Source organism: Fodinibius salsisoli, assembly GCF_026229185.1.
Lineage (GTDB): Bacteria > Bacteroidota > Rhodothermia > Balneolales > Balneolaceae > Fodinibius > Fodinibius salsisoli.
In genome coordinates this window covers 402,445-427,452 of sequence record NZ_JAGGJA010000003.1, presented here as the reverse complement: position 1 = coordinate 427,452, position 25,008 = coordinate 402,445, and the positions used below count along the sequence as shown (strand labels likewise).

Below are 25,008 nucleotides of genomic sequence, written 5' to 3'. Positions count from 1 at the left end.
AAATAAAGGTATGTTACTTCCTAAAATAACAAAGGTTGTCAGTTATGAGCCAAGATACTGTTGTTTCCGACCCAGCGTCCCGTCAAAAATCTGCTGAATCAAAAAGTAAGCCAAGCAAGTTATCCCGGCCAGAGGTTTATGAGGCTGAGCATAAAATTCGTTTTGTGACGGCTGCCAGCTTGTTTGATGGCCATGACGCCAGCATCAATATTATGCGCCGCATCTTGCAGAGCAGCGGTGCCGAGGTTATCCATCTGGGCCATAACAGGTCCGTACAGGAGATCGTGGATTGCGCTATCCAGGAAGATGTGCAGGGCATTGCCATTAGCTCGTACCAAGGGGGGCATATGGAGTACTTTAAGTATATGGTGGATTTACTGGCCGAAGGCGGTGCTTCTCATATTAACGTCTTTGGCGGGGGCGGGGGCGTTATTGTAGAGGATGAGATTAAAGAGCTGCACGACTATGGGGTGAGCCGGATCTTTTCGGTGGAAGATGGAAGCACGATGGGCTTGCAGGGCATGATCAATTATATGCTGGAGAAGTGTGATTTTGATACGGCCGACATAGAAGACATTGATGTACAAAACATTATCCAGAAAGATGCAAAAACGATAGCCCGCTGCATTTCAGCTATTGAGAATAACCATGATGAGATCATCAGCTTCGAAGATGGTAAGTTGCTCGACGGACAGGGCAGTGTCGTTCAGGCTACCAAAAACGGGCAGGCCATTCCCTTGATAGGCATCACGGGTACCGGAGGAGCCGGGAAAAGCTCGCTTACCGATGAGTTGGTACGGCGTTTTCTGACTGAATTTGAGGATCTGAATATTGCTGTGATCTCTATCGATCCCTCTAAAATACGAACCGGCGGGGCCCTGCTGGGGGATCGCATCCGGATGAATAGCCTGGACCCGGAGCGGGTGTATATGCGCAGCCTGGCTACCCGGGCCACCAACCGGGCTACCAGTGGTTCCGTACAGGGAGCCATCCAGATATGTAAGACGGCCGGCTTTGACTTGGTGATTGTGGAAACCAGCGGTATCGGTCAGAGTGATACCGAGATTGTGAATATTTCGGATATCCCGCTCTATGTGATGACCAGTGAGTATGGTGCGGCCACGCAGCTCGAAAAGATAAATATGCTCGATCTGGCCGAGCTGGTGGTGCTTAATAAATTTGAGAAAAAGGGTTCGCTGGATGCTCTCCGCGATGTTCGAAAACAGATGAAGCGTAATCGTGGCGCCTGGGACCTCAAGGCGGATGAGATGCCGGTGTATCCTACTATTGCGGCACAGTTTAATGATGAGGGCGTGAATCGGCTGTTCAAAGCGCTGGTAAATGAGATTAACGATTATTATAGCCTGAATTGGGAAACACAAATTTATAGCAATCCCGAGCCGGCCGAGGATATTCAGGCCCAGGCAATCATTCCCGGTAAACGGCAGCGCTATTTGTCAGAAATTTCCGAATCTATACGTGATTATCACAGCTGGGCTGAAGATCAGGTTGAGATTGCTGAAAAGCTCGACCAGGTAGTCGGTACTCTGGAGCAAGTAGAACGCTGGCAGCCGGACGAAAGTAACGACTTTGAGCAGAAATTACAGGAGATGCGAGAGCATTGGCTCAGTAAGTTGAACTCTCGGTGCCAAAAGATTTTAGATCGCTGGGATGAGCTCTATGAGAGGTATCGCCAGGAAGAGGTGGAAGTTCAAATACGGAATAAGACTTTTAAAAATGAGATGTTTCGCGAGTCGCTCAGTGGACTTCAAATTCCGCGGGTGGCGCTTCCAAAAACCAAAAATAAGGGCGAACAGCTTAAGTTTGCCCTGAAAGAAAATCTGCCGGGCTACTACCCATTTACGGCCGGGGTTTTTCCGTTCAAGCGAGAGGGGGAAGATCCTACCCGTATGTTTGCCGGAGAGGGAACCCCCGAGCGTACCAATAAGCGGTTTCATTATCTGAGCGAAGGAATGCCCGCAGCACGTCTTTCCACGGCTTTTGACTCAGTGACCCTCTATGGCGAAGATCCCGATCATCGTCCGGATATCTACGGCAAGGTGGGCAATTCCGGCGTTAGTATCTGCACGCTGGATGATATGAAGAAGCTTTATTCCGGCTTTGAACTGACTTCCCGCAAAACGTCTGTTTCTATGACGATTAACGGTCCGGCCCCGATGATTTTGGCAATGTTTATGAATACGGCCATTGATCAGGAGGTAGAGCGGTATCTCAAAGAGCAGGGGCGGTGGGAGCAGGCTCAGAAACAAATCCAGCAGTACTTTAAGCAAAAAGACGTAGAAGCTCCTGAATATCATGAGGAACTCCCATCCGGTAGTGATGGCTTTGGTCTTGGGCTGTTGGGTATCACCGGTGATAAACTGGTGGATGAAGAAACGTATGAGCAAATTAAAGAACGGGCGCTTGCTGTGGTCCGGGGGACCGTTCAGGCGGATATCCTGAAGGAAGACCAGGCGCAAAATACCTGCATCTTTTCGACCGAGTTTGCGCTCAAGATGATGGGCGACATCCAGCAGTATTTTACAGATCACAAGGTACGTAACTATTATTCGGTCTCAATATCGGGCTATCACATTGCGGAGGCGGGGGCGAACCCCATTACGCAGGCCGCTTTTACGCTGGCCAACGGTTTTACTTATGTGGAATACTACCTGTCGCGCGGTATGAATATTGATACCTTTGCCCACAATCTTTCGTTCTTTTTTAGCAATGGGTTGGATCCGGAATATGCCGTTATTGGGCGTGTAGCCCGACGTATCTGGGCTGTGGCGATGCGAGAAAAGTATGGAGCCAACAAGCGATCGCAGAAGCTGAAGTATCATATCCAAACCAGTGGACGGTCCCTGCATGCCCAGGAAATTCAGTTTAATGACATCCGTACGACCCTGCAGGCGCTGATGGCCGTCTATGATAATTGTAACTCCCTGCATACTAATGCTTATGATGAGGCGATCACCACGCCCACCGAAGAGTCTGTACGCCGGGCGTTGGCTATTCAGCTGATTATTAATAAGGAGATGGGCACCGCCAAGAATGAAAATATTAACCAGGGTTCGTACTTCATTGAAGAGCTTACGGATCTGGTGGAAGAGGCTATTCTTTCTGAGTTCGATCGGCTGACGGAGCGTGGCGGCGTTTTAGGTGCAATGGAGCATATGTATCAGCGGGGAAAAATACAAGATGAAAGCCTATACTATGAATCCAAAAAACACAGTGGCGAGCTGCCGATTATCGGGGTCAATACCTTTCAGAATGAAGGGGCCTCTGGCGAAGAGGAAGAAAAGAAAGTGGATTTGATTCGATCGACCAAAGAAGAGAAGGAGCAACAGATTGACAGTTTGGAGGCGTTTTGGAATCGCAATGAAGAAGAGGCGGAGCAGGCTATCAAAAGGCTCAAAGAGGTAGCCCGCAAGGATGGTAATATCTTTGAGGAACTGATGGAGACGGTAAAAGTGGCTTCACTGGGACAGATATCCCGAGCCTTGTATGAGGTTGGGGGGCAGTATCGTCGCAATATGTGATTCTTGCTATTTCAAGCGTCCACGCCTGAAATAAATAGAGCCATGGGTGATAAGCGTGGACGCTTATCACAGCATGATTTTACAAAGCCTTTTCAGATAGCCTTTCAGTGAGATCAATCTCTTTTCGAGTTTTTTGCCCAAGTGTCTTATTATATGCCTTTCTGATAACTGGGAATTATAGTCGGAGAAATTAATTCAGCGATAAAACCATATTATGATGATCAAAAAATACCTTATAGTCCTGCTGTTCATGAGTTTTCCGTTATTAACTTCAGCACAAATCACTGATTTTGAGGCGCATGTGTATAAAGATGCTAATGGAAATGAATTGAATTATCGATTGCTCAAACCCGCTGACTATGATTCTACAAAATCGTATCCGCTGGTGCTCTTTTTGCATGGAGCGGGTGAACGAGGCGATGATAACTATAGCCAGCTAAAGTGGGGCGCAGCGCATTTTGCCGATCCTACGTTTAGGGAAGAATATCCGGCCTTTGTAGTAGCTCCCCAGGTTCCCAAAGACAGTTCATGGGCCTCGTTGAGTGGTATCCGTGATACAACTACTTTTACGGCTCCCATGGGGGATACCCCCACCCAGCCCATGCAGCTGACTATCGAGTTGCTTGAGAAGATACAGGAGCAATATGCTATCAATAGTAATCGGTTGTACGTAACAGGCATATCCATGGGCGGCTTTGGAACTTTTGACCTCATCGAGCGTTTTCCCCGGAAGTTTGCTGCTGCAGCGCCCATCTGTGGAGGCGGTGATATAACGCGTGCCTTTCTGCTCAATGATATGCCTGTTTGGGTGTTTCATGGTGCTCAAGACAACGCCGTTGATGTGCGCTATTCTCGTGCAATGGTTGATGCTATACAAATGGCAGGAGGTAAGCCGGGTTTTACAGAGTATCCGGATGCGGGTCATGTAAAGGCCTGGGTTTATGCATATCGTAACCCTCGACTCTACGAGTGGATGTTCAGCAAAGAGTTAAGCAGCAATAATTAATGTAAATTCTATATGCTATGCCGTAGGCATTCCTGTTTAAAAAAGCTGAATTTTATTTACCCGCCGGGCTGTACCATCGAACGTCCATACTAAATGGCATTGATGGGGTACACCTGATAGGTGTGCTTCATCTTAGAGAGTATGACTTAAACATTATGCTGTTTCAAGCGTGGACGCTTAAAACAGCTCTGCATTTACTCAATACAATAGTCAAGTTATTTCAGGCTGATTTCTGCTAATACAGGCAGATGGTCAGAAGGAAAATACCCATCCTGAAAAGAGGTGATGATGGCATGTTTGAGGACGTCTACCTTACTATTAGTGAAAATATAGTCTATACGGCGACCATCATCAGGGGCCCGAACGCCAAAGCCACTGTAGGTAAATTCAGCGCCTACGTGAGGTAACTGAGAAGTGTTTATTGCATCAGCCAGGAAAGTAGAGGTGAGGATCTGATAGGGTTTGCTCGTGTCAATAATATTGAAATCTCCAGTCAAAACGACGGGTAAGTTACCCGCTATTTTTTGGATGGTGCGGAGAATAATCTTTGCGCTTTCAGCACGGGCTTGTTCACCTCGGTGATCAAAATGCGTGTTGAAAACAAAAATATGCTTTCCATTGGATTTTATTTTGAACTCACCCCACGTTAAAATCCGGGGGAGGGCGGCATCCCAATTTTTACTGGGCATATCCGGTGTTTTGGAAAGCCAAATGGTGCTGTCAGAATTTGCTACCAACTGAACGGCATTCGTATTATACATAAGGGCAGAAAATTCGCCTTCTTTTTTTCCGTCATCTCGCCCTTGGCCAATCCAGTTATATTGGGGCAGACTTTGATCGAGGTAATCAAGCTGATGAAATAAGGCTTCCTGGGTTCCTATAAAGGCGGGATTGTAGAACTGAAGAAGATTCGCCACTTTATCTTTACGATTGTCCCAGTGATTGGGGGCATCACCGGGATTATCGTAACGAATATTATACGACATGACTTGAAGTTGGGCCGGTTGGGCACTTAATGCACCCACCGAACCCAAAAACAAGCAGAAAAATGCAACTTTAGAAAGAAAATGTTTCATAAGTATGCTAAGATGACTCTCTTGTAACTAATTTGGTAGGAACAAGGTTCATCATATTTTTGGGAAGATTTTTGTTCTCCAATAACGTTTTCATTCGTTGAATGGAAACAATTCCCAAATGCTCATAATTGGTATGTACCGATGATATTTTAGGACGATGTCGTGAACAGATCGGCAGATCATCATAACCAACGATAGCAATATCGTCAGGGAATTCATAACCCTCTACCATAGCCTGCTGCATGAAGCCCTGACACATATTATCATTACCAGAGAAAACAGCTTGGGGAGGGGCATCTTGTTCATTATAGTCATTGAAAGCTTCAATACCTGCTTCAAAACTGAAGTTCCCTTCAAACTCCCAGGTTAAGCTCATGGAATCGCTCTGCCTGATATAATCTACAAAACCGTGGGCACGCTGTCGGGATACGTTTTTGTCGCTGGGGCCACGAACAATACCGCAGGTGGTATATCCCTGATCTTCAAAATGCTGGGCTACGAGTTGTCCACCGCCATAGTTATCAAAACCGACGGTTTCAAATACAGGGTTGTCAAGAATTTCATTGGAGACGACTGGAAAGTCTTCAGGCAGAACCTTCTTTAACTCATTATACTGTTCTTTTGAAAAGCGTGGAACATTGATAATAAGTCCGTCGAAATCTTCTTCCTCAATTTCTTTTCCAATATCTTCGATCTTGGGAATGCGATTTTCCAGACTTGCCAAGCTGAGTCGTACATTTTGACGAGAAGCAGCTTTATTCAAGCCATCAAAGAAAGAGGCATAAAATTCTCCCACTTCAATGCCGGTAATGAGCAATATTTCGAGCATGTCATTAGATTCCAGAGCATGGTCAAAATTTTGAATAGGGTAGTTAAGTTTGCGAGCGCTTTTTAAAATAGCTTCTTTTGTCCCAGGATTTGTATCAAATCCATTTAGAACTCTTGAGACGGTTGATATAGAATATCCGGTATCTTCGGCTATGTCTTTTAGTGTTACTTTCAAGGTATAAAAGTATTGTTGGGTTAAATATTAATTATATTAAAGCAATATTTGTTTTAAAAATAAGGCTAATTAATTTATTAATCTAATTAATTTAATATATGGTTGATCTTGTTAATCAGAGCAAATTTCTTGGTTTAGCACAATGAGATTCAAAAAGAGGGCTTAGGTGCTTGCTAACTAAAACAGAGAGCTAATTTGCCTCACTCCATAAAATAGCATTAAATTTTCATCAATAAATATAAGAAATACATTGGAGTTTTTTATAAAATCGAAAAGGTTTTTATACGATTGCCGAAAAAGATTATTGTGCAATAAAGTGCTTAATTCTATGATTAACTGTCACTTCTTTTTGAAAACGACTAAACGTAATCAGAATATTATCCCTAAGGTTTTTCGTTAATGTTTATCGGTAGTATTTCTTTTGTTTTTTAATTTAATTAAAATAAATTTCATTTGTATAAAACCATTTCTCATTTAATTTAATAAAAATTGAGGTTGAGAAGTTGAAGGTGGGGTTCAGTAGTTGTTGGTAATAAACAAATCCGTTATAGCAGGAAGACGTCCTATAGCAATATTAATATACTGTGGGGGCTTTACGAACTAACTGTGGCTCATAAAGGATCGATTATACAATAGGTTTAAGAAAAACAGGATTTTATGGGTAGACCGATACAAATTAAAAATAGATACAGGACAGGGGATAATAGTGATGTAAGAGTATGGTCTGCGGTATTGGAAGGCGATCGAGATGCCTTTGAATTGTTATTTCATCGGCATTATGATGATTTGTTTCATTACGCTTTAAAGTTAACCGGCCAAAAGGGTATGGCCAAAGATCATGTCCAGAAGTTATTTCTTTATGTTTGGCAAAAGAGAGATACGCTTGACGAGGTAGAGGCCGTGAGGACTTACTTATGGACCTCCTTGAGAAGAAGTATTATTGATACCTATCGTAAAAAACAGGCCGAAAGAAAATATTTGGATAAGTTTGCTGATAGTCGGTTGAAAATGCAGTTTTCTGCAGAAGAATTAATTATAAATAATGAAGAAAGTTCCATCCGGCACAGCGAATTAAAGAAGGCAATCGATCAGTTATCATCACGACAGCGCGAAGTATTATATCTAAAATTTTATGAAGGGATGAGTTATCAGGAGATAGAGCAGATTATGGATGTCAACTATCAGACCTGCCGCAATTATATTTATAGAGCTATAGAGTCACTACGGGCACTACTCAGGACTGAAGTGCTGGTTGGTGTAATCATTGCAGGTCTTCTACATCTTATCTAAGGAACTAAATTCATTAGATGGAACCCCGTTTGGCTTAATAACCCTTATTGAGTATTTAGCCCTCTCTGAGACATATTTAATTTCGGTTTTTGCGGGAATTATTTTCTGCTTTTGCAATTAGTTAAATTTTTTTGAGTACAAATTGATTTCACAAACGTCTATTCCTTGAAATAAAACTCAAAGAATAGATTTTAAGCCTGTGAAAGAAGCAGATTACGGTTTTAACGAACTGGTTCATAACAAATCATTTCAGAGATGGATTAATGGTCGGGCAAATCCAAAAGAGAAAGTATACTGGGATGAGTGGGTAGCCGATAATCCGAAGAATCGCTCTCTGGCTAAGCGGGCACACAGAGAGATAGCAGGTTTTACAATTAAGCCCGGTTCTAATCCTGATCGCTATCGGGCCTGGGAAGAACTTCAGCAACGTATTGAAAAGGCAGAGGGAGCCTCATCCAACAAGTCTTACAATTTTCATCCTAAAAATAAGTTGCAATGGTTCTTCAGAGCGGCGGCTGTCTTTTTGGTCGTGGCAGCTACTGGTATAGCCGTAAACTTTTTAAATAGCCAGGAGTCTCAGGAACAGGCAGAGCAAATTGTCCGGAATGAAATAGTTACAGAATACGGAGAACAGAAAACAATTAAGCTGAATGATGGATCCAGGATAATATTGAATGCCCATTCAAATTTAGTTTATACCGTTGATCCTGCGGACTCTAATGAGGTTGAAGTTTTTCTGGACGGTGAGGCCCATTTCTCGGTAGCAAAGAGAGAGAATCCCGGAGATGCTCCCTTTAAAGTGCGAACATCTGCAGGATATGTAAAGGTAATGGGGACAGAATTTGTGGTTTCTACCCGGAATCAAGGTACACAGGTAGTTCTGGAAGAAGGGAGTGTGGCTTTAGCTCCTATGAACAGGGAAAGCAGAGAAACGGTGATGAAGCCCGGAGAATTAGCTGAATTCAATGCTGATAGCAAACACATCAGGTCCCGTTTGGTTAATACAGAGGTTTATAGTTCGTGGACTACCTACCAGCTGGTATTTGATAAAACCCCTTTGGCTGATGTAGTGGACCGACTGGAAAATACATTTGGTATCAAAGTAGTAGTTAGGCAAGCAGATCTATACGAACGGACTATTTCTGGAGCGATCGACAATTCAAGCCTGGAAGTAATTACCTCCGCACTGTCTAATACCTTAGATACACCTATAACAGTCAGGGACGAAGCAGTTTATGTCGGTAAATAGGTCTTTATGAAAAGATGTAAGAATGCAATAAATGTTTAAAAGTCTAAATAAGTAATGGTCAATCTTAACTCGGTCGATATGAAGAAGACAAATCAATTTTATGCTTCCGTAAGAATCTGTATGGTTATGGTAATCTGTGGATTTGCCGGCCTGTGCAGTCAGGCATATAGTCAATCTACAACGCAGTATTTTACCTCTAATGAGGGGGACCTGCTGTTGGATAAGAAAGTACAGCAAATTGTTTCTTTGAAGTCCATTTTAAATAAGATAGAAGATTCCCACAATATTTCTTTCTTATTTGATAACCGTCTGGTTGCAGAGGAGTATGTGTCTATTACAAGTATAGAAACTGATAGTCTGGCTAATTTACTTGGAAAGGTATTGTCCAAAAAAGGATTAACCTATAAAAAGCAAACGGATCATACCTACGTTATTATGGAAAAGCCAGCCTCTGATGGACCGTCGGTCGTAGCATTTGAGGAGGTCGTCAGCGGTAAGGTCACAGAATCGACCAGTGGCGAATCGTTGCCGGGGGTAAACATTCGTATCAAGGGAGCCCAGATAGGAGCTACAACCGATATGAGTGGAAATTATCAGATTAATGCACCAAGCTTGCAAGATACACTCATTTTTACTTTTGTGGGTTTCCAAACGCAAGAGGTACCTATAAATGGTCGTACAGAAATTAATCTTCAGCTAGTTCCGCAAACCATTGAAGGAGATGAACTGGTTGTCATTGGTTATGGAAGTAGTAACCGGGAAGATCTTACGGGCTCCATTTCTTCTGTTAGTGCAACGGATTTGGAAAATTCGATAACGAGTACTTTTGATCAATCGCTGCAGGGACGAACGGCCGGGGTGATGGTCATGAAAAACTCGGGTAAACCCGGTGGTGGAGTTTCAATGCAAATAAGGGGCGTTAATACGCTGCAAAGTAGTTCTGAGCCGTTGTATGTAATTGATGGAGTTCCCATTTCAGGCGATTCGGACAACGGGATAACCAATCCCCTGGCTACCTTGAACCCCAGTGATATCCAGTCTATTGATATCCTAAAAGATGCTTCTGCGGCAGCTATCTATGGCTCCCGGGCCTCGAATGGGGTGGTGCTTATCACAACGAAACGGGGCCAGGCCGGCGATGTACAGGTTAACTACGACGGTTATGTTGGCATACAACAGTTGCCCAACCAACTGGATGTCATGAATTTACGCCAGTATGCCCAGTACCGAAACAGGCAGGCTGAAATTGCGGGATGGGGTGCTCAGCCAGAATTTGCAGACCCTTCTATATTGGGTGATGGGACGAACTGGCAGGATGTGCTCTATCGAGATGCGCCTATGACCAAGCATAATGTGTCGGTCAGTGGTGGTACCGAATCTACCCAGTATATGTTATCGGCTGGATTTTTTGACCAGCAGGGGATTGCCATTGAATCCGATTTTCAGCGGTATTCGCTCCGCCTGAATCTTGACAATAATCCGACTACCTGGTTGAAGGTCGGTACCAGCCTGAACCTGAGCAGGACGAATGAAAATATTAATGTTTCTAATGATGATATTGTAAATATGGCCATTCGTCAAAGTCCGGATATTCCCGTTAAATACCCGGATGGCAGTTGGGGCGGTCCTTCGCAAAGTGAATTTACTCTCGAAAATCCGGTAGCTTTGGCCCAACTGAATACGAACGAGCAGAAAAGATCGCAGGTAATTGGAAATTTGTATGCAGAGATAGACTTCCATGAGAACCTGACGCTTCGTAATGAAATGAACGGAACCTTCGGTTATACCAACAATTATGTCTTTAATCCCACATATGAGTTTAATGAGCGGGTTAATGATCTGAATTCGAGTAACAGAAGTTCCAGTAACAGTACTTTTTGGCAGGTTAAAAACTATATGACCTATGCCAATACCTATCAGGATCTATCGGTAAATGCGATGGTGGGGCACGAGGTGCAAGTCAATCAGTGGGAAGGGCTGAGTGGTTCCCGAGAGCGTTTCCCAACCAATAACCTGCACGAATTAGCCGCCGGTGATGCCCAGACTGCACAAAATAGCAGTTATTCCGGGTCCAGCTCATTACAGTCTTTTTTTACCCGGCTCAACTTTACCTATGACGACCGATATCTGCTGACGGGTAATCTCCGTGCTGATGGGTCGTCAAACTTTTCTGAACAGAATCGTTGGGGCTATTTCCCATCCGTAGCATTAGCATGGCGAATCTCGAATGAATCGTTTATGCAGGATGTCAATTTTATTGACGAACTTAAACTGCGAGGGGGATATGGTTTCGTAGGTAATCAAAATATTCCAAACAACCGGTTCATCGATACCTTTACGATTGTCGAAACACAGTGGGGGAATGGGGTACGGCCGCAGAATTTAGGCAATACCGGGTTGCGATGGGAGTCAACCGAATCAATCAATGCCGGACTTGATCTGAGTGTGCTCAGACACCGAATCAACTTTACGGTTGATGCCTATATAAAACGTACCCACGACCTGCTGACAGACGTGCCGCTGCCACTTCTGGCTGGTACCTCTGGTAACGGTTCTATTAATACGCCTATTGATAATATTGGCCAGCTGGAAAATAAAGGTATTGAGTTTTCTGTGAATACCATAAACATGGAAGGAGATTTCCGGTGGGAGTCTGATGTTGTATTGTCAATGAACCGAAATGCGGTTACCGAGTTGAAAAGTGAAAACAGTATTATTGACCGGCAGATTAACTTTTTTGATACGGCCACCCGTACCATTGTAGGAGAACCGGTAGGACAATTGTTTGGTTATGTGGTAGAAGGCGTCTTTGAGGATGCTGAAGACATCCGGAGCCATGCAACCCAGAATAATGCAATCAATCCGGTAAATGGAGTGTGGCCGGGTGACCTTAAATTCAAGGATCTTAATGACGATGGCATAATTGATGAACAAGACCGTACCATCATTGGCAACCCAATGCCGGACTTTCAGTACGGAATAACCAACAAGTTTTTCTATAAGAATGTTGACTTTTCTGTTTTCTTAAATGGGAATTATGGGAATAAGATTTTTAATCAGGTCCGCCGCCAGAATGAAAATCCGGCCAGTGACTTTGGCATGCTGGAATCTGTATTTGATTATGCCCGGCTCGATCCCAACAGCCTGGATGCCAATGTGGATGATGTGATTGTAACCAATCCGGAAACCACCGTTCCACGCATTACTACTTCAGATCCGAACAATAATCAGCGTCCTTCTACACGATTTGTAGAAGATGGTACTTACCTGCGGATTAAAAATGTAACGCTGGGCTATACCTTGCCAACAAATCTGGCTTCGCGTTTTAACTTGAGAAACCTCCGGGTCTATGGCAGTGTGGAGAACCTGCACACGTTCACCGGCTATTCGGGTTATGATCCTGAGATTGGTTCCCAAACCTCCGATCCACTTTTGATGGGTATCGACAATGGCCGATATCCTTCTCAACGCATATTTACACTTGGAATTAATATTGGACTATAGGAAATGTTAAAAGAAAAACAGCTTAGTGTTATGAAGAAGAATAGTATTTATATCGTGCTTATAGCTATGATGCTGACCGGCGGTTTGGCAGGGTGTAGTGATTCATTTTTCGTGCGCCCTCCTCAGGATCAGCTAACGGCAGATAATTTTTATGCCTCAGAGTCGGATCTCCGTATGGCTACTGCTCCGCTGTATAATACGGTATGGTTCGATTATAATGATAAGGCCTCATTTACAGTGGGAGACTCGCGAGCAGGAAATATGATTACGACCGATGCCGGCTATGAGCAGTTTCTGTTGTTCAGTATTACCTCTGGCAACGATCGGCTGAATGAGGCCTGGAGATCATTGTATTTGGCTATTTCGCAGTCCAACCTGACGATTAAAAATATACGCGAAAAGGCTGCTTCAGGAATCCCCGATGAAAGCAAGGAGCGGGCCATAGCAGAGGCACGTTTCATGCGGGGATATGCCTATTCCTATCTTGCTCAGCTTTGGGGAGCAGTGCCTATCCTGACAGATCCGGCCAAGCTGATTGATCAACCGAATGTACGTCGAAATTTAGCTGAAGATGTTTACCAATTTGCGATTAATGACTTTGAATATGCAGCTGAACATTTGTCGCCAACAGACGATCCGGGTCGGGTAACGCAATGGTCGGCTTTGGGCATGCTTGCTCGGCTACACCATGCACGAGCTACGTTCAGGGCGGAAGGCAGTGGAAACTTAGATCAGGAAGAGTTGAATACAGCCAAAGACTATGCCCGACAAGTGATTGAAGAGAGTGGCTTAAGCCTGTTAGATAATTATGCGGATCTATTTAAACTCGAAAATGAAAACAGTGAAGAATCTCTCTTTGCCTTGCAGTGGACGTATGAAGGTAGTACGTGGGGAGTTCAGAATACTACGCAGGCCTATTTTGCAGCGGAAGCGGCCCTTACAGGCGTTGGAGATGGCTGGGGAGGAGGAACGGGAGTTTCGGCTTGGTTACTCCAACAGTACGCCCCCAATGACCAGCGCCGAAAGGCAACGTTCATGCTGAATGGTGATCACTATCCTGAGCTGATGCAGGAAGAGGGAGGATATACCTACGAGGGCACAGGCGCCAGTGGTCCGGGATCTGCTATCAAAAAATATATAATTGGTCGTCCTTCTGACAATGATGGCCGAGTCGGTTTTATGCGAACCGGCATTAATACCTATATGCTGCGGCTGGCAGAGGTATACTTAATCTATGCTCAGGCCGAACTTGGCAATCAGCAATCGACCAGCGATTCCAAAGCACTGCAATATTATAATGCGGTTCGCAACAGGGCAGGGCTAAGTTCTAAAACCTCTATCACTCATCACGATATACTTCTTGAGAAATGGAAGGAACTGGCCTATGAAGGCCAAAACTGGTTTCAGTTGGTACGATGGCATCATCACGAACCCAATGCTGTACTTGATTTTATCGATCAGCAGGAGCGAAATATGTCGTTTGAATATACCCAGGGAGGAGATACGACCTATACTGAACCACCTACGAATATAACAGCTGAACATAGTGATTTTAATCTGCCATACCCCGAAGCAGATATAGTTCAGAACCCCAACTTAATGGAAGAGCCCGTACCCTATGATTTTTCCAATCAGCAGGGAGCAGGTGAAGCCAACAAACAGTGAGTGGCTTAGCAGGATTAAAAGAATATTAGGAATAGAAAAAGAAATAAGGCAAATAAGTATGAAGTCAATGAAAAATAGTATTTACACCGGAGGCATTGCTGCTCTTGTTTTGATAACATTGCTCGTTATGCAAGGGTGCCAGGATAATACCGTAAGCAATTCAGGTGATTACGATGATCCCGTTACTATTACGGGAATTCGTTATGCCAGTCCTGATTCAACAACTGATATTGAGCAGGTAGGTCCGGGCGATGTTGTAGCACTTGAAGGTAAAAATATGGATAACGTCGCTCACGTCTTTTTTAATGGATATGAGACGACCTTCAATCCCACGCTGGCTACCCAATCGCACCTGGTTGTAACAATACCGACTGATATGCCTTTCGGTGAAATGGATCCTGAGGCCTCGTATATGAATCAGATCAAAGTTACCAACAGCGTGAGTGAAGATTCTTTAGAGTTTCCCGTTCTCCCGGCTCCACCTCAGATTAACCGAATTAGTGATGAATTCGCTGAGGCAGGTAAAGAAATAACATTGACAGGCGAATACTTGTATTTGGTTACGGATGTAATTTTTCCGGGAGAAGTTTCAGCTACTGATTACCAATCTTCTCCGGATGGCAGCGCACTTACTGTAACCGTTCCGGATGGTGCTACAAGTGGTGAGATTCAAGTTAGATCAACTTCAGGAGCTTCAACAAGTTCACCGGGCGCCCACTTTAGAAGCACTACCGGTATGATCTGTGACTTTGATGATGTATTCAGCTATCAATGGTGGTCGGCTACCCTTTCCTCAGATGCTTCATTATATCCTGGTAACGAAGGGCAGTATGCCATGCTTGAAGTGACAAACCTTGCCGGAGGCGACGGTTCTTGGTGGAATGGCGGACGATCGGTTAACCTTGACCCAACACAATGGGTAGAGCCGTCAAGTCTTGGAGAGAGTCCATCTAACTTTGCTGTTAAGTTTGAAATTAATGTGCAAGGCTCCTGGGAGCAAGGAACACTGTTAATTAGGGCCGCCAATCCCTGGACTTACACGGCCAGATATGAGCCATGGAAAGGAGAAAATGGAAATATTAATGCATTTACTACCAACGGATGGCAAACGGTACAAATACCACTTTCAGAGTTTAAAACTGCGAATGCCGAAGGTATGAATGGAGCCGGCACTGCACTGCCGAGCCTTGCTGACATGCTGCCGGATGGGGAAGCATCGTCAGCGGGAATTATGCTGGTTAATAACGGCGAAAATCCTATTAGTCAGTTGAGTATGGCTGTTGATAATATTCGGGTGGTTAGGATTGCAGATTAGCAATACGCTGATGTTTTTGGAATCGATAAGCCAAATAGAACAAAGGAAACCGGTTGGTCATTTAGTATAAAATAAAAACAGGGATTTGTGTGTATTCATTGGTAAAAGAAAAGCATTCCGTTGTTTTGTTTATTCTGTTAATGCTCTTCGGTTGCAGTAAGCAGTCAACAGATGCAGTTGAAGAAGAGGAGCATGAAGAAAAAAAGTTTACACCCATAGAAGAGGCGTTACCTGAGCATAGACAATCCCCCGGTTTTTTCTTGGATAGCTGGAAGCCCAAACAGATTGAGGCGCCAGACTATCAAGAAAAACCCAAACCGGGGGAGATGCTTGATTCAAGAATAAAGATCAATACAGAAACGGTTATTGGCAAAGTACCCAATACGGTTTATGGCAATAATATTAATCCCTATATCGGTGATATTCACCAAGAGCCGGAGCTGATTGAGAAGGTCAAAAACTTGAGTCCCAATATAGTACGCATGCCCGGTGGTAACCTATCAAACGTATTCTTTTGGGATGCCTCACCGGGCCACCTTCCACCGGGAGTACCTGCTCAACTGATAGATGGTAATACGGGCGAAAAGAGTGACTTTACGCCATGGTATGGCGAGGGCAGCTGGTCATTAGATCTTGAGGGTTTTTATGAATTCATAGAGAAAACGGGCAGCACCCCGATCATCTGTGTAAACATTGGCTACGCCCGCTATGGTAAGACAGAGCACCCAATAGCGCAGGCCGCTCATTATGCCGCTGAGTGGGTCCGTTATGACAACGGACGCACCCGGTATTGGGAACTGGGAAATGAGAACTATGGCACCTGGCAGGCCGGTTATCATATTGATACATCTGCCAATCAGGATGGCCAACCAGCCGTCATCAGCGGAGAGCTTTACTCAGACATTGCTAAGGTTTTTGTCGATTCCATGCGGGCAGCTGCCCGGGATATCGGTGTTAAGATTAAGATTGGTGGACAACTCATAGAACGTAAAGTAACCGAACAGTGGGAGACGGATGTAGTACGAAACTGGAACAGACAGTTCTTTGCTGCCGGTGGCGCTACAAAAGTAGATTATTATATCATCCATAACTATTATACTCCTTACCAGGATGACTCGCCGCCATCGGTCGTTTTGAATTCTGCTCATGACGTTACCAGTAGCATGATGAGCTGGATGGGTGAAACAACGGCTGGCAACGGAGCAGAGATGAAACCCATTGCTCTCACTGAATGGAATATCTTTGCAGCAGGTTCACAGCAGATGGTCTCCGATATTTCAGGGATGCATGCCACAATGGTGCTGGGTGAGCTTATCAAATATGGATATGGGCTGGCTGCCCGTTGGAATATCGCCAATGGCTGGGATGATGGTAATGATCATGGAATGTTTAGCCTTGGAGAAACAGAGGCAGGTACCGATCAATGGACTCCCCGGCCTGATTTTTTCCATATGTATTACTTCCAGAAATATTTTGGAGACCGGATGGTATGGTCGGGCACACAGGGAGATAAGGCGCTTAAAAGTTATGCTTCAACATTTAGCTCTGGGCATATAGGAATAGTAGTAGCCAATACAGCCTCAGAATCCAAGGTCTTTGATGTACAATTAAAAAGTAAAGAACCGGGCTCCCGCTACTATTGGTATACACTGTCAGGTGGCGATGGGCAAGAGGCATACTCCCGGAAGGTTTGGATAAATGGGGAAGGTCCCTCTGGCATAGCCGGTGGACCGGATGACTACAAAAGTATCAAAGCTTACTCTGCGCTAACCAGTGGCCAGGGAGAGATCAAAGTTAAGGCACCTCCCAGGTCGGTTATTTATCTATTACTGGATGCACAATAGCCCACAGTTGGTGCAATTAACATATTGAGTATATCATCTGATGTTATTTATTGCATATTTTTATTCATTAATGATAGATTGTACTCCAATAATTGGGGAAGGATAGATGCTTAACAGGGAAATTTAAATGGGGAAAATAAATTCGATGAATATATTAAATCGGTTAGGAATACTTTTGTTTTTCGGTTTCATTGTAGTCTGCTTAGAGCTTAGTTCTGCTGAGGCCCAGCATACTGTCTCGGATGCAAAATTGCTGGAATTGTATGGCAATTTACGGGTAGCCGATGTATCCGATGGTTTGGATATGGTAGGGTTGCGCGATCAGGGGTTGATGAATCAAAAAATCGAAGCCCTGTGGAAAGATATCGATGGATTATCTCACATTGCCCGGGGCATTGCGGTTACGGCGCGCTACGTGCCAACAAATAAAGTCGTGAAAAATCCCATGAGCGAAGAAGAATTTAAAGCGTGGGAAGGAGACTGGTATTCAAATATTTCTCCGGAACCATTTGTGGATTCCCTAACAGAAGGTTCCATTCTGGTTATTGATGCACAGGGCGATGGTGATACCGGCACAATGGGGTCTTACAATGGACTGCTGTGGAAAAGTAAAGGAACGAGGGCAGTAGTTTCTAACGGAGCGGTTCGGGATACGGATGAGATCATTAAACAGGAAATACCGGTCTACCTGGATCATCAAAATCGAGGGCGGGGTATTCGTCCTGGCCGTAACGAAATCGAATCCGTTAATAAACCAGTTGTCGTTGGAGGAGTCTTGGTTAATCCCGGTGATATAGTGGTAGCTGATGGAGATGGAGTAGTGGTAGTGCCACGAAAACACGCAGTAGAAGTTGCCCGTTATGCCCGGGAGATCTTGAAAAGTGATAAAGAAGCACGTCGCAGTCTGTATGAAAAGTTGGGTATACCACTTGACCAAACGGTCGAAGCAGACTCATCATCTGAATAAAAAGAAGCATTAAACATAAACTATTTTTCTGATGGTCAACCGAATAACTAAGCTGCTACTGGTTCTATTACTATCGACTACAGCCGGAATGGCTCAAAAGCAAAATAGCGAGGATAAAATACGATTAAACCAGGTGGGCTTTTATCCTGATGCCCCAAAGAAAGCAGTAGTTGAGCTCGATACTGCCACCACCTTCTACGTAGTCAATGAAAACACAGGGGAGAGACAGTTTTCGGCTGCTTTGGGTGAGTCCAGAACATCACAATATGGGGGGCAGGTGGCTCGTAGTGCTGATTTTTCTATGTTCAGCGAACCGGGGAGCTACAGACTTTTTGTTCCTTCAATAGGATATTCTCATCCGTTTGATATCCGGAGAAACATTTTTGAAGAGGCAGCAAAAGCAGGTTTAAAAGGATACTACTTTCAAAGAGCCTCAACCGATTTGCCCCGGGAATTTGCAGGTAAATGGTATAGAAACGCCGGACATCAGGATGACAGCGTGTTGGTTCACGAATCAGCGGCGACTGCAGAGCGCCCGACCGGGACGGTAATAAGCGCATCCAAAGGTTGGTACGATGCCGGTGATTATAATAAATATATTGTCAACTCGGGCATTAGTATGGCCACATTAATGTCGCTGTATGAAGAGTTTCCAAACCAGGTTCGGCAGATTGAACTCAACATTCCGGAGCAGCAGAACGATATTCCCGATTTGTTGGATGAAGTACGCTGGAATTTGCAATGGATGCTGGCTATGCAAGACCCGCATGACGGAGGGGTTTACCACAAGCTAACTTCAGCTGGGTTTGCTGGAAAAGTGATGCCCCATCAAGATCGTGACAAACGATATGTAGTACAGAAGAGTACTTCCGCAGCTCTCAATTTTGCTGCTGTTATGGCCCAGGCTTCGAGAGTATTTGGGGATTATACAAATGCTTTGCCGGGTCTGGCTGACTCTTGTCTTGCGGCAGCGCGGGAGGCGTGGAAATGGACTCAAAATCATCCAAACCAAATATATGACCAGGAAAAGCTAAACCAGCAATTCGATCCGGATATTACAACCGGAGCCTATGGAGATAGGAACCTTGAGGATGAATTTCGGTGGGCCGCAGTAGAGCTATATGTTACTACAGGAAATGAACGGTATTTAGAGGCAGTGACGACCATTCCCGATCATACGTTGACTCTTCCCTCATGGAGCCAGGTTGGTGCACTGGGTTATTATACGCTTTTACGGTTCAAAGAACGGTTGAATCCACCGGATGATATAATGCTTTCTGAAATTAAAGGTATGGTTATCGATTATGCAGATCAGCTGGTGAACGGGGGCAAGCGTATGACCTACCAAACGGTGATGGGTTACAAGCCCGAACATTTTATCTGGGGGAGCAATTCAGTAGCCGGCAACCAGGCTATTTTACTGATACAGGCTTATCAACAAACGTCAAATGCTAAATATTGGGAAGCTGCTCTTTCCAATTTAGACTACCTGCTGGGCCGGAATGCTACGGGCTATTCCTTTTTGACAGGATATGGAGATCGCACCCCGATGTACCCTCATCATCGACCGTCGGCAGCCGATCCAATAGAAGATCCTGTGCCGGGACTTTTGGTCGGTGGACCTAATGCCGGACAGCAGGACGGCTGTGAGTATCCCTCCAACTTGCCTAATCAATCGTATCTTGATGATTGGTGTTCTTACGCATCTAATGAAATAACGATAAACTGGAATGCTCCCTTCGTATATACAGCTTTTGCATTGGAGGCCTTAAATGCATCAAAGCAAGTGAAGCAATGAGGCACAACCTTAGATTATGATGATTCCCTGTGTTTTAAACTAACCGGCACGAAGCTTAAGATACCCTCTTGCTGATCAGGATTGGCAAGCATTTCTTTCATCTTCTCGATAGTAACTTTGCCAAGTTTTTTATAGTCCGTATGAATAGAAGATATCGTAGGGCGGTGGCGCATACAAATAGGTAAATCATCAAATCCTATAAGTGCTAAATCTCCAGGTACTTTATAGCCTAATGCGAGGGCTTCTTCCAGGAATCCATGGCCCATAGCATCATTACTTGCAAATATCGCTTCAGGCTTATCTTCTTCCTTTACTTGCTGGAAGGATTCAAAAGCCTTTTTACCGGCTTCAAAAGAAAAATCACCCTGGTATTCCCAGCTAATTTCCATATCAGGGGCCTGTACTACCTGGTCTCGAAATCCATTTACCCGGTACCGTGCTTCCGCTTTTTTGAACGGACCTTTTATGATACCGCAGCGTTGGTATTTTTGATTTTTAAAATGTTCCCCCGCCATAAATCCACCACTGTAGCCGTCAAATGTGACCGTGGATACTACAGGATTTTCGATGAGTCCATTTGAAATAATGGGAAAGTCATCAGGTAATTCGTCGAGAAGAATGTTGTAATGCTCTTTTTTGAATTCCGGTGCAAATAAAACCAATCCTTCGAACTTGCCCTGGCTCAATTCTTTAATAGCTTCCACAGTATCCTCAAACGATTTCTTCATGCTGATAAGAGACAGTTGCGCACTGTATTCCTCCGCCGCTTTACTCATGCCCTGGAATAAAGAAGCATAGAACTCTCCCACATGGAAGCCGGTCACTACAAAGCATATCTTTAGCGAATCGACTATCTTATCCCCATTTAGGGTACGGTAAATCGGATACTTAAGCTGTTTGGCCGTTTGATATATTTTTCTGCGTGCCTGTTTACTGATTTTATCAGAACCATTTAATACTCTTGAGACTGTCGAGATCGAATAACCAGTTTCTTCAGCAATATCTTTGAGGGTGACCTTCACAATGACGAAATTTATTATTCTTAATAGTCGTATAATACTGTTTTATCTTATTTATAATAAGCGGCACATTTTTGTTTTTTTCAAATTATTTTCAACTTAGATCAAAAAGTTGCAGAATGTTGCATTCTAATTTTTAAGGTATAATACTAAATTCATCAACGGATAATTACTATATTAGGCTGTTCAAACAGATATGTTGGTAGACTTTAGCCCTCTGAAAGAAACTTCCAGAATTAATTATTACAACTTGATCGAATATAATTTGCCGAGTGTTATGCACATTTTTTTTAATACGATGGGAAAATGGTCCGTTAAGCTACTGCTAACCACCTTAGTCGTTGCTGGAGGGTACGGTTGTTCAACGGCGCCGGATAAACCCGATACAGAATCTGAAAAGTACAAGGAAGCCGTTTCAAATTTTTATGTGAGTTTGGCTGCTATTCAGTCAGATCAGGTTCCTTTTGCAGTCGAAAAAATGGAGAAGGTCGGCGAGTCTTATCCAGCAGAGCCCGCAGTTTGGGCCAATTTGGGCATTTTTGCTATGAGACAGGGAAATTTTGAACGCGCTACGGAACAACTCAAAAAGGCCATTGATCAGGCACCTGAAAATTCGGACTTGCAATTTTTGGCGGGTATTTTGGAAAGCCGTAAAGGCAATGTTGAGAAGTCAATAGAATACCTGCGGAGGGCGGCCGGGCTGGATGGATCCAATGCAAAAATTTTATTTGCTTTGGCAGATGAGCTGGAACGTCAAAATGTGGAAGAAAATGCAGGGGACATAAGACAACTGCTCGAACAGATATTAGAGCAGCAATCCAACAACCTTGTGGTACTGTTAGAGACGGTGCGAACTGCGGCCAAGTGGGGAAGTCAGGCAGACCTAAACCAGGCTTTACAAGATTTAGAGAAACAGTCATCCAGTTGGCCGGAACAAGTACAGAACCAGTTCGAGGAACAAAAGAATGCCATTTTGGAAAAGGGTGGTGAGGATATCACCTTTGAGCTCGCCTTTTTGCGAAATAATTTAAACCAGCTGCCTCGCTTTGAACATGATCTGCGCCAGGTACAGCTTCCGGCCAACCAGGTCGGATTTTTAATTACAGAGTTTTTATGGATGCAAAATACGGGTCATTTAGCTGCTCCCACAGATTCCACATTATCGTTTGCTAATACTGGCGAGAAAGCAGGACAGTCAGCCCGATTGTTCAAAGCCATCGGTTTAGCAGACGAACAGCAGGTGAGTACTATCCGAATATCAGGAGAAGAGGCCATCGTTGATGATATGAATACCCTCGATTTTCCGGGTAGCGGCTCAAGCCCATTGCCTTCTGCAGTAGTGACTACCATTGACTATAATTATGATTTTCTGAATGACCTTGTCTTCGCAGGATCGAATGGACTGAAGGTGTATCAACAGCAAGAAGATTCTACTTTTATCGATAAGACGGGATCCCTGGGAATAGCTCCAAGTATTATTAATGATAGCTATTTTGGCTCTTGGGGCGCCGATATAGACCTGGATGGCGATCTGGATATCATCCTTTCGGCAGATAACGGCACTTCCAGGGTGCTTAGAAACAATGGTAACGGCTCTTTTGAGGTTGAGCAATATTTCCAGAATTCAGAGCATATCCGGGATATTCTCTGGGCGGATTTCGACCTGGATGGCGATCCGGATATTGTTGCAAGAACCAGAGACGGAGGGTTGCACCTATATCGAAATGAACGGTCTGAAAAATTTGAGTGGGATGATTCATTTAGAGTTGATGGAAAGGTACATGCCATCGATTTTGGTGATTTAAATAGCGACGGTGTCTTTGAAATTGTAAGCTGGCAAGATGATCAAATAGCCCGAACCTGGTATGCCGATTCAACCTCAGAGTGGCATACCGAGTCGTTCATATCGTTATCTGATGCTCCGAATAGCGAAGCAAGGCTTTTTGTTGCAGATCTGGATAATAACGGGGCCCTGGATCTGCTGGCCTCGGATGAGGAAGGCAGCAGGTATTGGCTTACCGACCAGACGATGGAGTTATCGACTGAGGAAAACAGTCTGCCCGCCCTTGTTTACGGTATTGGTGATCGTAATGGAGATAGCCGACTGGATTTATTGGGAACCAGCAGTGAGCGCATCGCTTCAGTATGGCTTAATAATAGTACGGTAAATTATAATGCCCGTCTCATCCGTCCCCGATCGTCTCGACAGACAGGCGACCAGCGAATCAACTCCTTTGGTATTGGCGGCCAGGTGGAAAGCCGTACAGGTATGCAGTATCTCAAACAGCCGGTGACCCAGCCTTGGGTCCATATCGGGCTGGGAACACATAAAGAAGCAGAGGTTGTTCGTCTTATTTGGCCCAATGGCTCCACCCAAACGGAGTTTGCGGAGCTGGGCTATGATTCAAAGATTTTGAACGAGCAAATTCTAAAAGGCTCTTGTCCATGGGTGATGACTTATAATGGAGAACAGATGGAATTTGTAACGGATTTTATTTGGCGAACAGCTCTGGGGCTGCGGATTAACCTGCAGGGAGAAGCCAATGTTATGCATGCCATCGACTGGGTAAAAATTGATGGCGAACAGCTGAAATCCAGGGATGGTTTTTATGATGTACGCATAACGGCAGAGCTCTGGGAAACGCATTATTTCGATCATGTCTATCTTATGGCTGTTGACCATCCGGAGGGTACGGAAGTCTTTGTGGATGAACGATTTGTGCTTCCCGCCCCGGAGCAGATGCTGTACACCATGAAGACCGTACAGCCGATAGCATCTGCTACCGACCAGGATGGAAAAGATGTAACGGATTTAGTCCGCGAGAAGGATGGAGAATATGTGGATTCTTTCCAGCTTACTCCTTACCAGGGATTGGCCGAAGAGCATTATCTTGAAGTGGATCTCGGCGAAAACGTCGGCGCAGAAGGGCCACAAAAGCTTATCGCCGCCGGCTGGATTTATCCAACGGATACCTCTATCAATGTGGCGCTGAATCAGGGAGATTATCCCCGCCCGCATGGCGTCCGCGTGGAGGTGCCCAATGGCGAGGGGGGATGGAAGGTCGTCCATAAAGATATAGGCTTCCCCTCGGGCAAGAATAAAGAAATCCTGATTGATATAGGAGGTGTTTTTGAACCAGAGGCCGAGCGTAAAGTACGTCTCTATACGAATATGGAAGTGTATTGGGATCAAATACGATTGGGAGTAGAACAAGAGCAGGGTGACATCCAAAAAACGACCATTGCTGCTGAAAATACTAACCTGCGTTATCGCGGATTTTCCAAGCTTGAGCAAACGGACCGTTTTTCACCAACAGTGCCCAATTATCAAGAAATTGCAAGCAGCAGTGCACGCTGGCTGGACTTAGAAGGATATTATACGCGCTTCGGCGAAGTTACGGAGTTGACCCAGCAGCAGGATGACCGGTATGTAATTATGAATGCCGGAGATGAACTCCAGTTCCAATTTCCAGAGCTGACCACTCCTAGGGAAGGGTGGAAGCGCGACTTCGTTCTTATTGGAGATGGGTGGATTAAGGACGGCGATTATAATACGATCTTTTCTAAGACCGTGCGTCCCTTGCCGTATCACGGCTTAAAACAGTATCGGGATTTCCCAGAGACGCTCCAGGATGACCCAGTGTATCAAAAGCATAAAGAGGACTGGGCTAAATATCATACACGGTATGTTTCCCCGGATGCGTTTAATACGGCTTTAAGGTTTAAATGA

General features: G+C 44.6%; 14 protein-coding genes. 11 read left to right on the top strand and 3 right to left on the bottom strand.

Translation table 11 applies throughout. The features are described from left to right. Positions 1-44: 44 nt before the first annotated feature. On the top strand, positions 45-3,542 hold the full coding sequence (locus tag J6I44_RS06615; RefSeq protein WP_265765232.1) for a methylmalonyl-CoA mutase family protein: 3,498 nt from the start codon (positions 45-47) through the stop codon (positions 3,540-3,542). A 214-nt stretch (positions 3,543-3,756) separates the two neighbouring features. Next, positions 3,757-4,548 carry a carboxylesterase family protein gene (locus J6I44_RS06610; protein WP_265765231.1) on the top strand — a complete coding sequence of 264 codons (792 nt, stop codon included), beginning with the start codon at positions 3,757-3,759 and terminating at the stop codon, positions 4,546-4,548. A gap of 215 nt (positions 4,549-4,763) precedes the next feature. On the opposite strand, the gene J6I44_RS06605 is transcribed toward J6I44_RS06610, so the two are convergent. Together J6I44_RS06605 and J6I44_RS06600 are read right to left on the bottom strand one after the other, a co-directional pair. Then, a complete protein-coding gene (locus tag J6I44_RS06605) occupies positions 4,764-5,624 on the bottom strand; it encodes an endonuclease/exonuclease/phosphatase family protein (protein WP_265765229.1) in 861 nt (286 codons plus the stop codon). 7 nt (positions 5,625-5,631) lie between these two features. Next, positions 5,632-6,627: a LacI family DNA-binding transcriptional regulator gene (locus J6I44_RS06600; protein WP_265765227.1), complete on the bottom strand. Its 996-nt coding sequence runs from the start codon at positions 6,625-6,627 to the stop codon at positions 5,632-5,634. A gap of 657 nt (positions 6,628-7,284) precedes the next feature. Here J6I44_RS06600 and J6I44_RS06595 point away from each other — a divergent pair. The 8 genes from J6I44_RS06595 to J6I44_RS06560 all read left to right on the top strand — a co-directional run bounded on the left by J6I44_RS06595 (position 7,285) and on the right by J6I44_RS06560 (position 20,259). After that, the gene (locus J6I44_RS06595; protein WP_265765226.1) at positions 7,285-7,917 is read left to right on the top strand and encodes an RNA polymerase sigma factor; all 633 of its coding nucleotides are present in this window, start codon (positions 7,285-7,287) and stop codon (positions 7,915-7,917) included. A 199-nt stretch (positions 7,918-8,116) separates the two neighbouring features. Further along, on the top strand, positions 8,117-9,166 hold the full coding sequence (locus tag J6I44_RS06590; RefSeq protein ID WP_265765225.1) for a FecR family protein: 1,050 nt from the start codon (positions 8,117-8,119) through the stop codon (positions 9,164-9,166). A 78-nt stretch (positions 9,167-9,244) separates the two neighbouring features. Beyond that, positions 9,245-12,670: a SusC/RagA family TonB-linked outer membrane protein gene (locus J6I44_RS06585; RefSeq protein WP_265765224.1), complete on the top strand. Its 3,426-nt coding sequence runs from the start codon at positions 9,245-9,247 to the stop codon at positions 12,668-12,670. A 30-nt stretch (positions 12,671-12,700) separates the two neighbouring features. Next, the gene (locus tag J6I44_RS06580) at positions 12,701-14,335 is read left to right on the top strand and encodes a RagB/SusD family nutrient uptake outer membrane protein (RefSeq protein WP_265765223.1); all 1,635 of its coding nucleotides are present in this window, start codon (positions 12,701-12,703) and stop codon (positions 14,333-14,335) included. A 67-nt stretch (positions 14,336-14,402) separates the two neighbouring features. Then, the gene (locus J6I44_RS06575; protein WP_265765222.1) at positions 14,403-15,650 is read left to right on the top strand and encodes a glycan-binding surface protein; all 1,248 of its coding nucleotides are present in this window, start codon (positions 14,403-14,405) and stop codon (positions 15,648-15,650) included. 89 nt (positions 15,651-15,739) lie between these two features. Continuing rightward, a complete protein-coding gene (locus J6I44_RS06570) occupies positions 15,740-17,494 on the top strand; it encodes an alpha-L-arabinofuranosidase family protein (RefSeq protein ID WP_265765221.1) in 1,755 nt (584 codons plus the stop codon). A gap of 145 nt (positions 17,495-17,639) precedes the next feature. Beyond that, positions 17,640-18,461: an RraA family protein gene (locus J6I44_RS06565; RefSeq protein WP_265765220.1), complete on the top strand. Its 822-nt coding sequence runs from the start codon at positions 17,640-17,642 to the stop codon at positions 18,459-18,461. A gap of 31 nt (positions 18,462-18,492) precedes the next feature. Then, positions 18,493-20,259, top strand: a complete 1,767-nt coding sequence (locus J6I44_RS06560) for a glycoside hydrolase family 9 protein (protein ID WP_265765219.1) — start codon at positions 18,493-18,495, stop codon at positions 20,257-20,259. A gap of 14 nt (positions 20,260-20,273) precedes the next feature. On the opposite strand, the gene J6I44_RS06555 is transcribed toward J6I44_RS06560, so the two are convergent. Beyond that, positions 20,274-21,281, bottom strand: coding sequence for a LacI family DNA-binding transcriptional regulator (locus J6I44_RS06555; RefSeq protein WP_265765218.1), 1,008 nt, complete (start codon positions 21,279-21,281; stop codon positions 20,274-20,276). A 274-nt stretch (positions 21,282-21,555) separates the two neighbouring features. Here J6I44_RS06555 and J6I44_RS06550 point away from each other — a divergent pair, with 274 nt between their 5' ends. Further along, positions 21,556-25,008: a CRTAC1 family protein gene (locus tag J6I44_RS06550; protein WP_265765217.1), complete on the top strand. Its 3,453-nt coding sequence runs from the start codon at positions 21,556-21,558 to the stop codon at positions 25,006-25,008.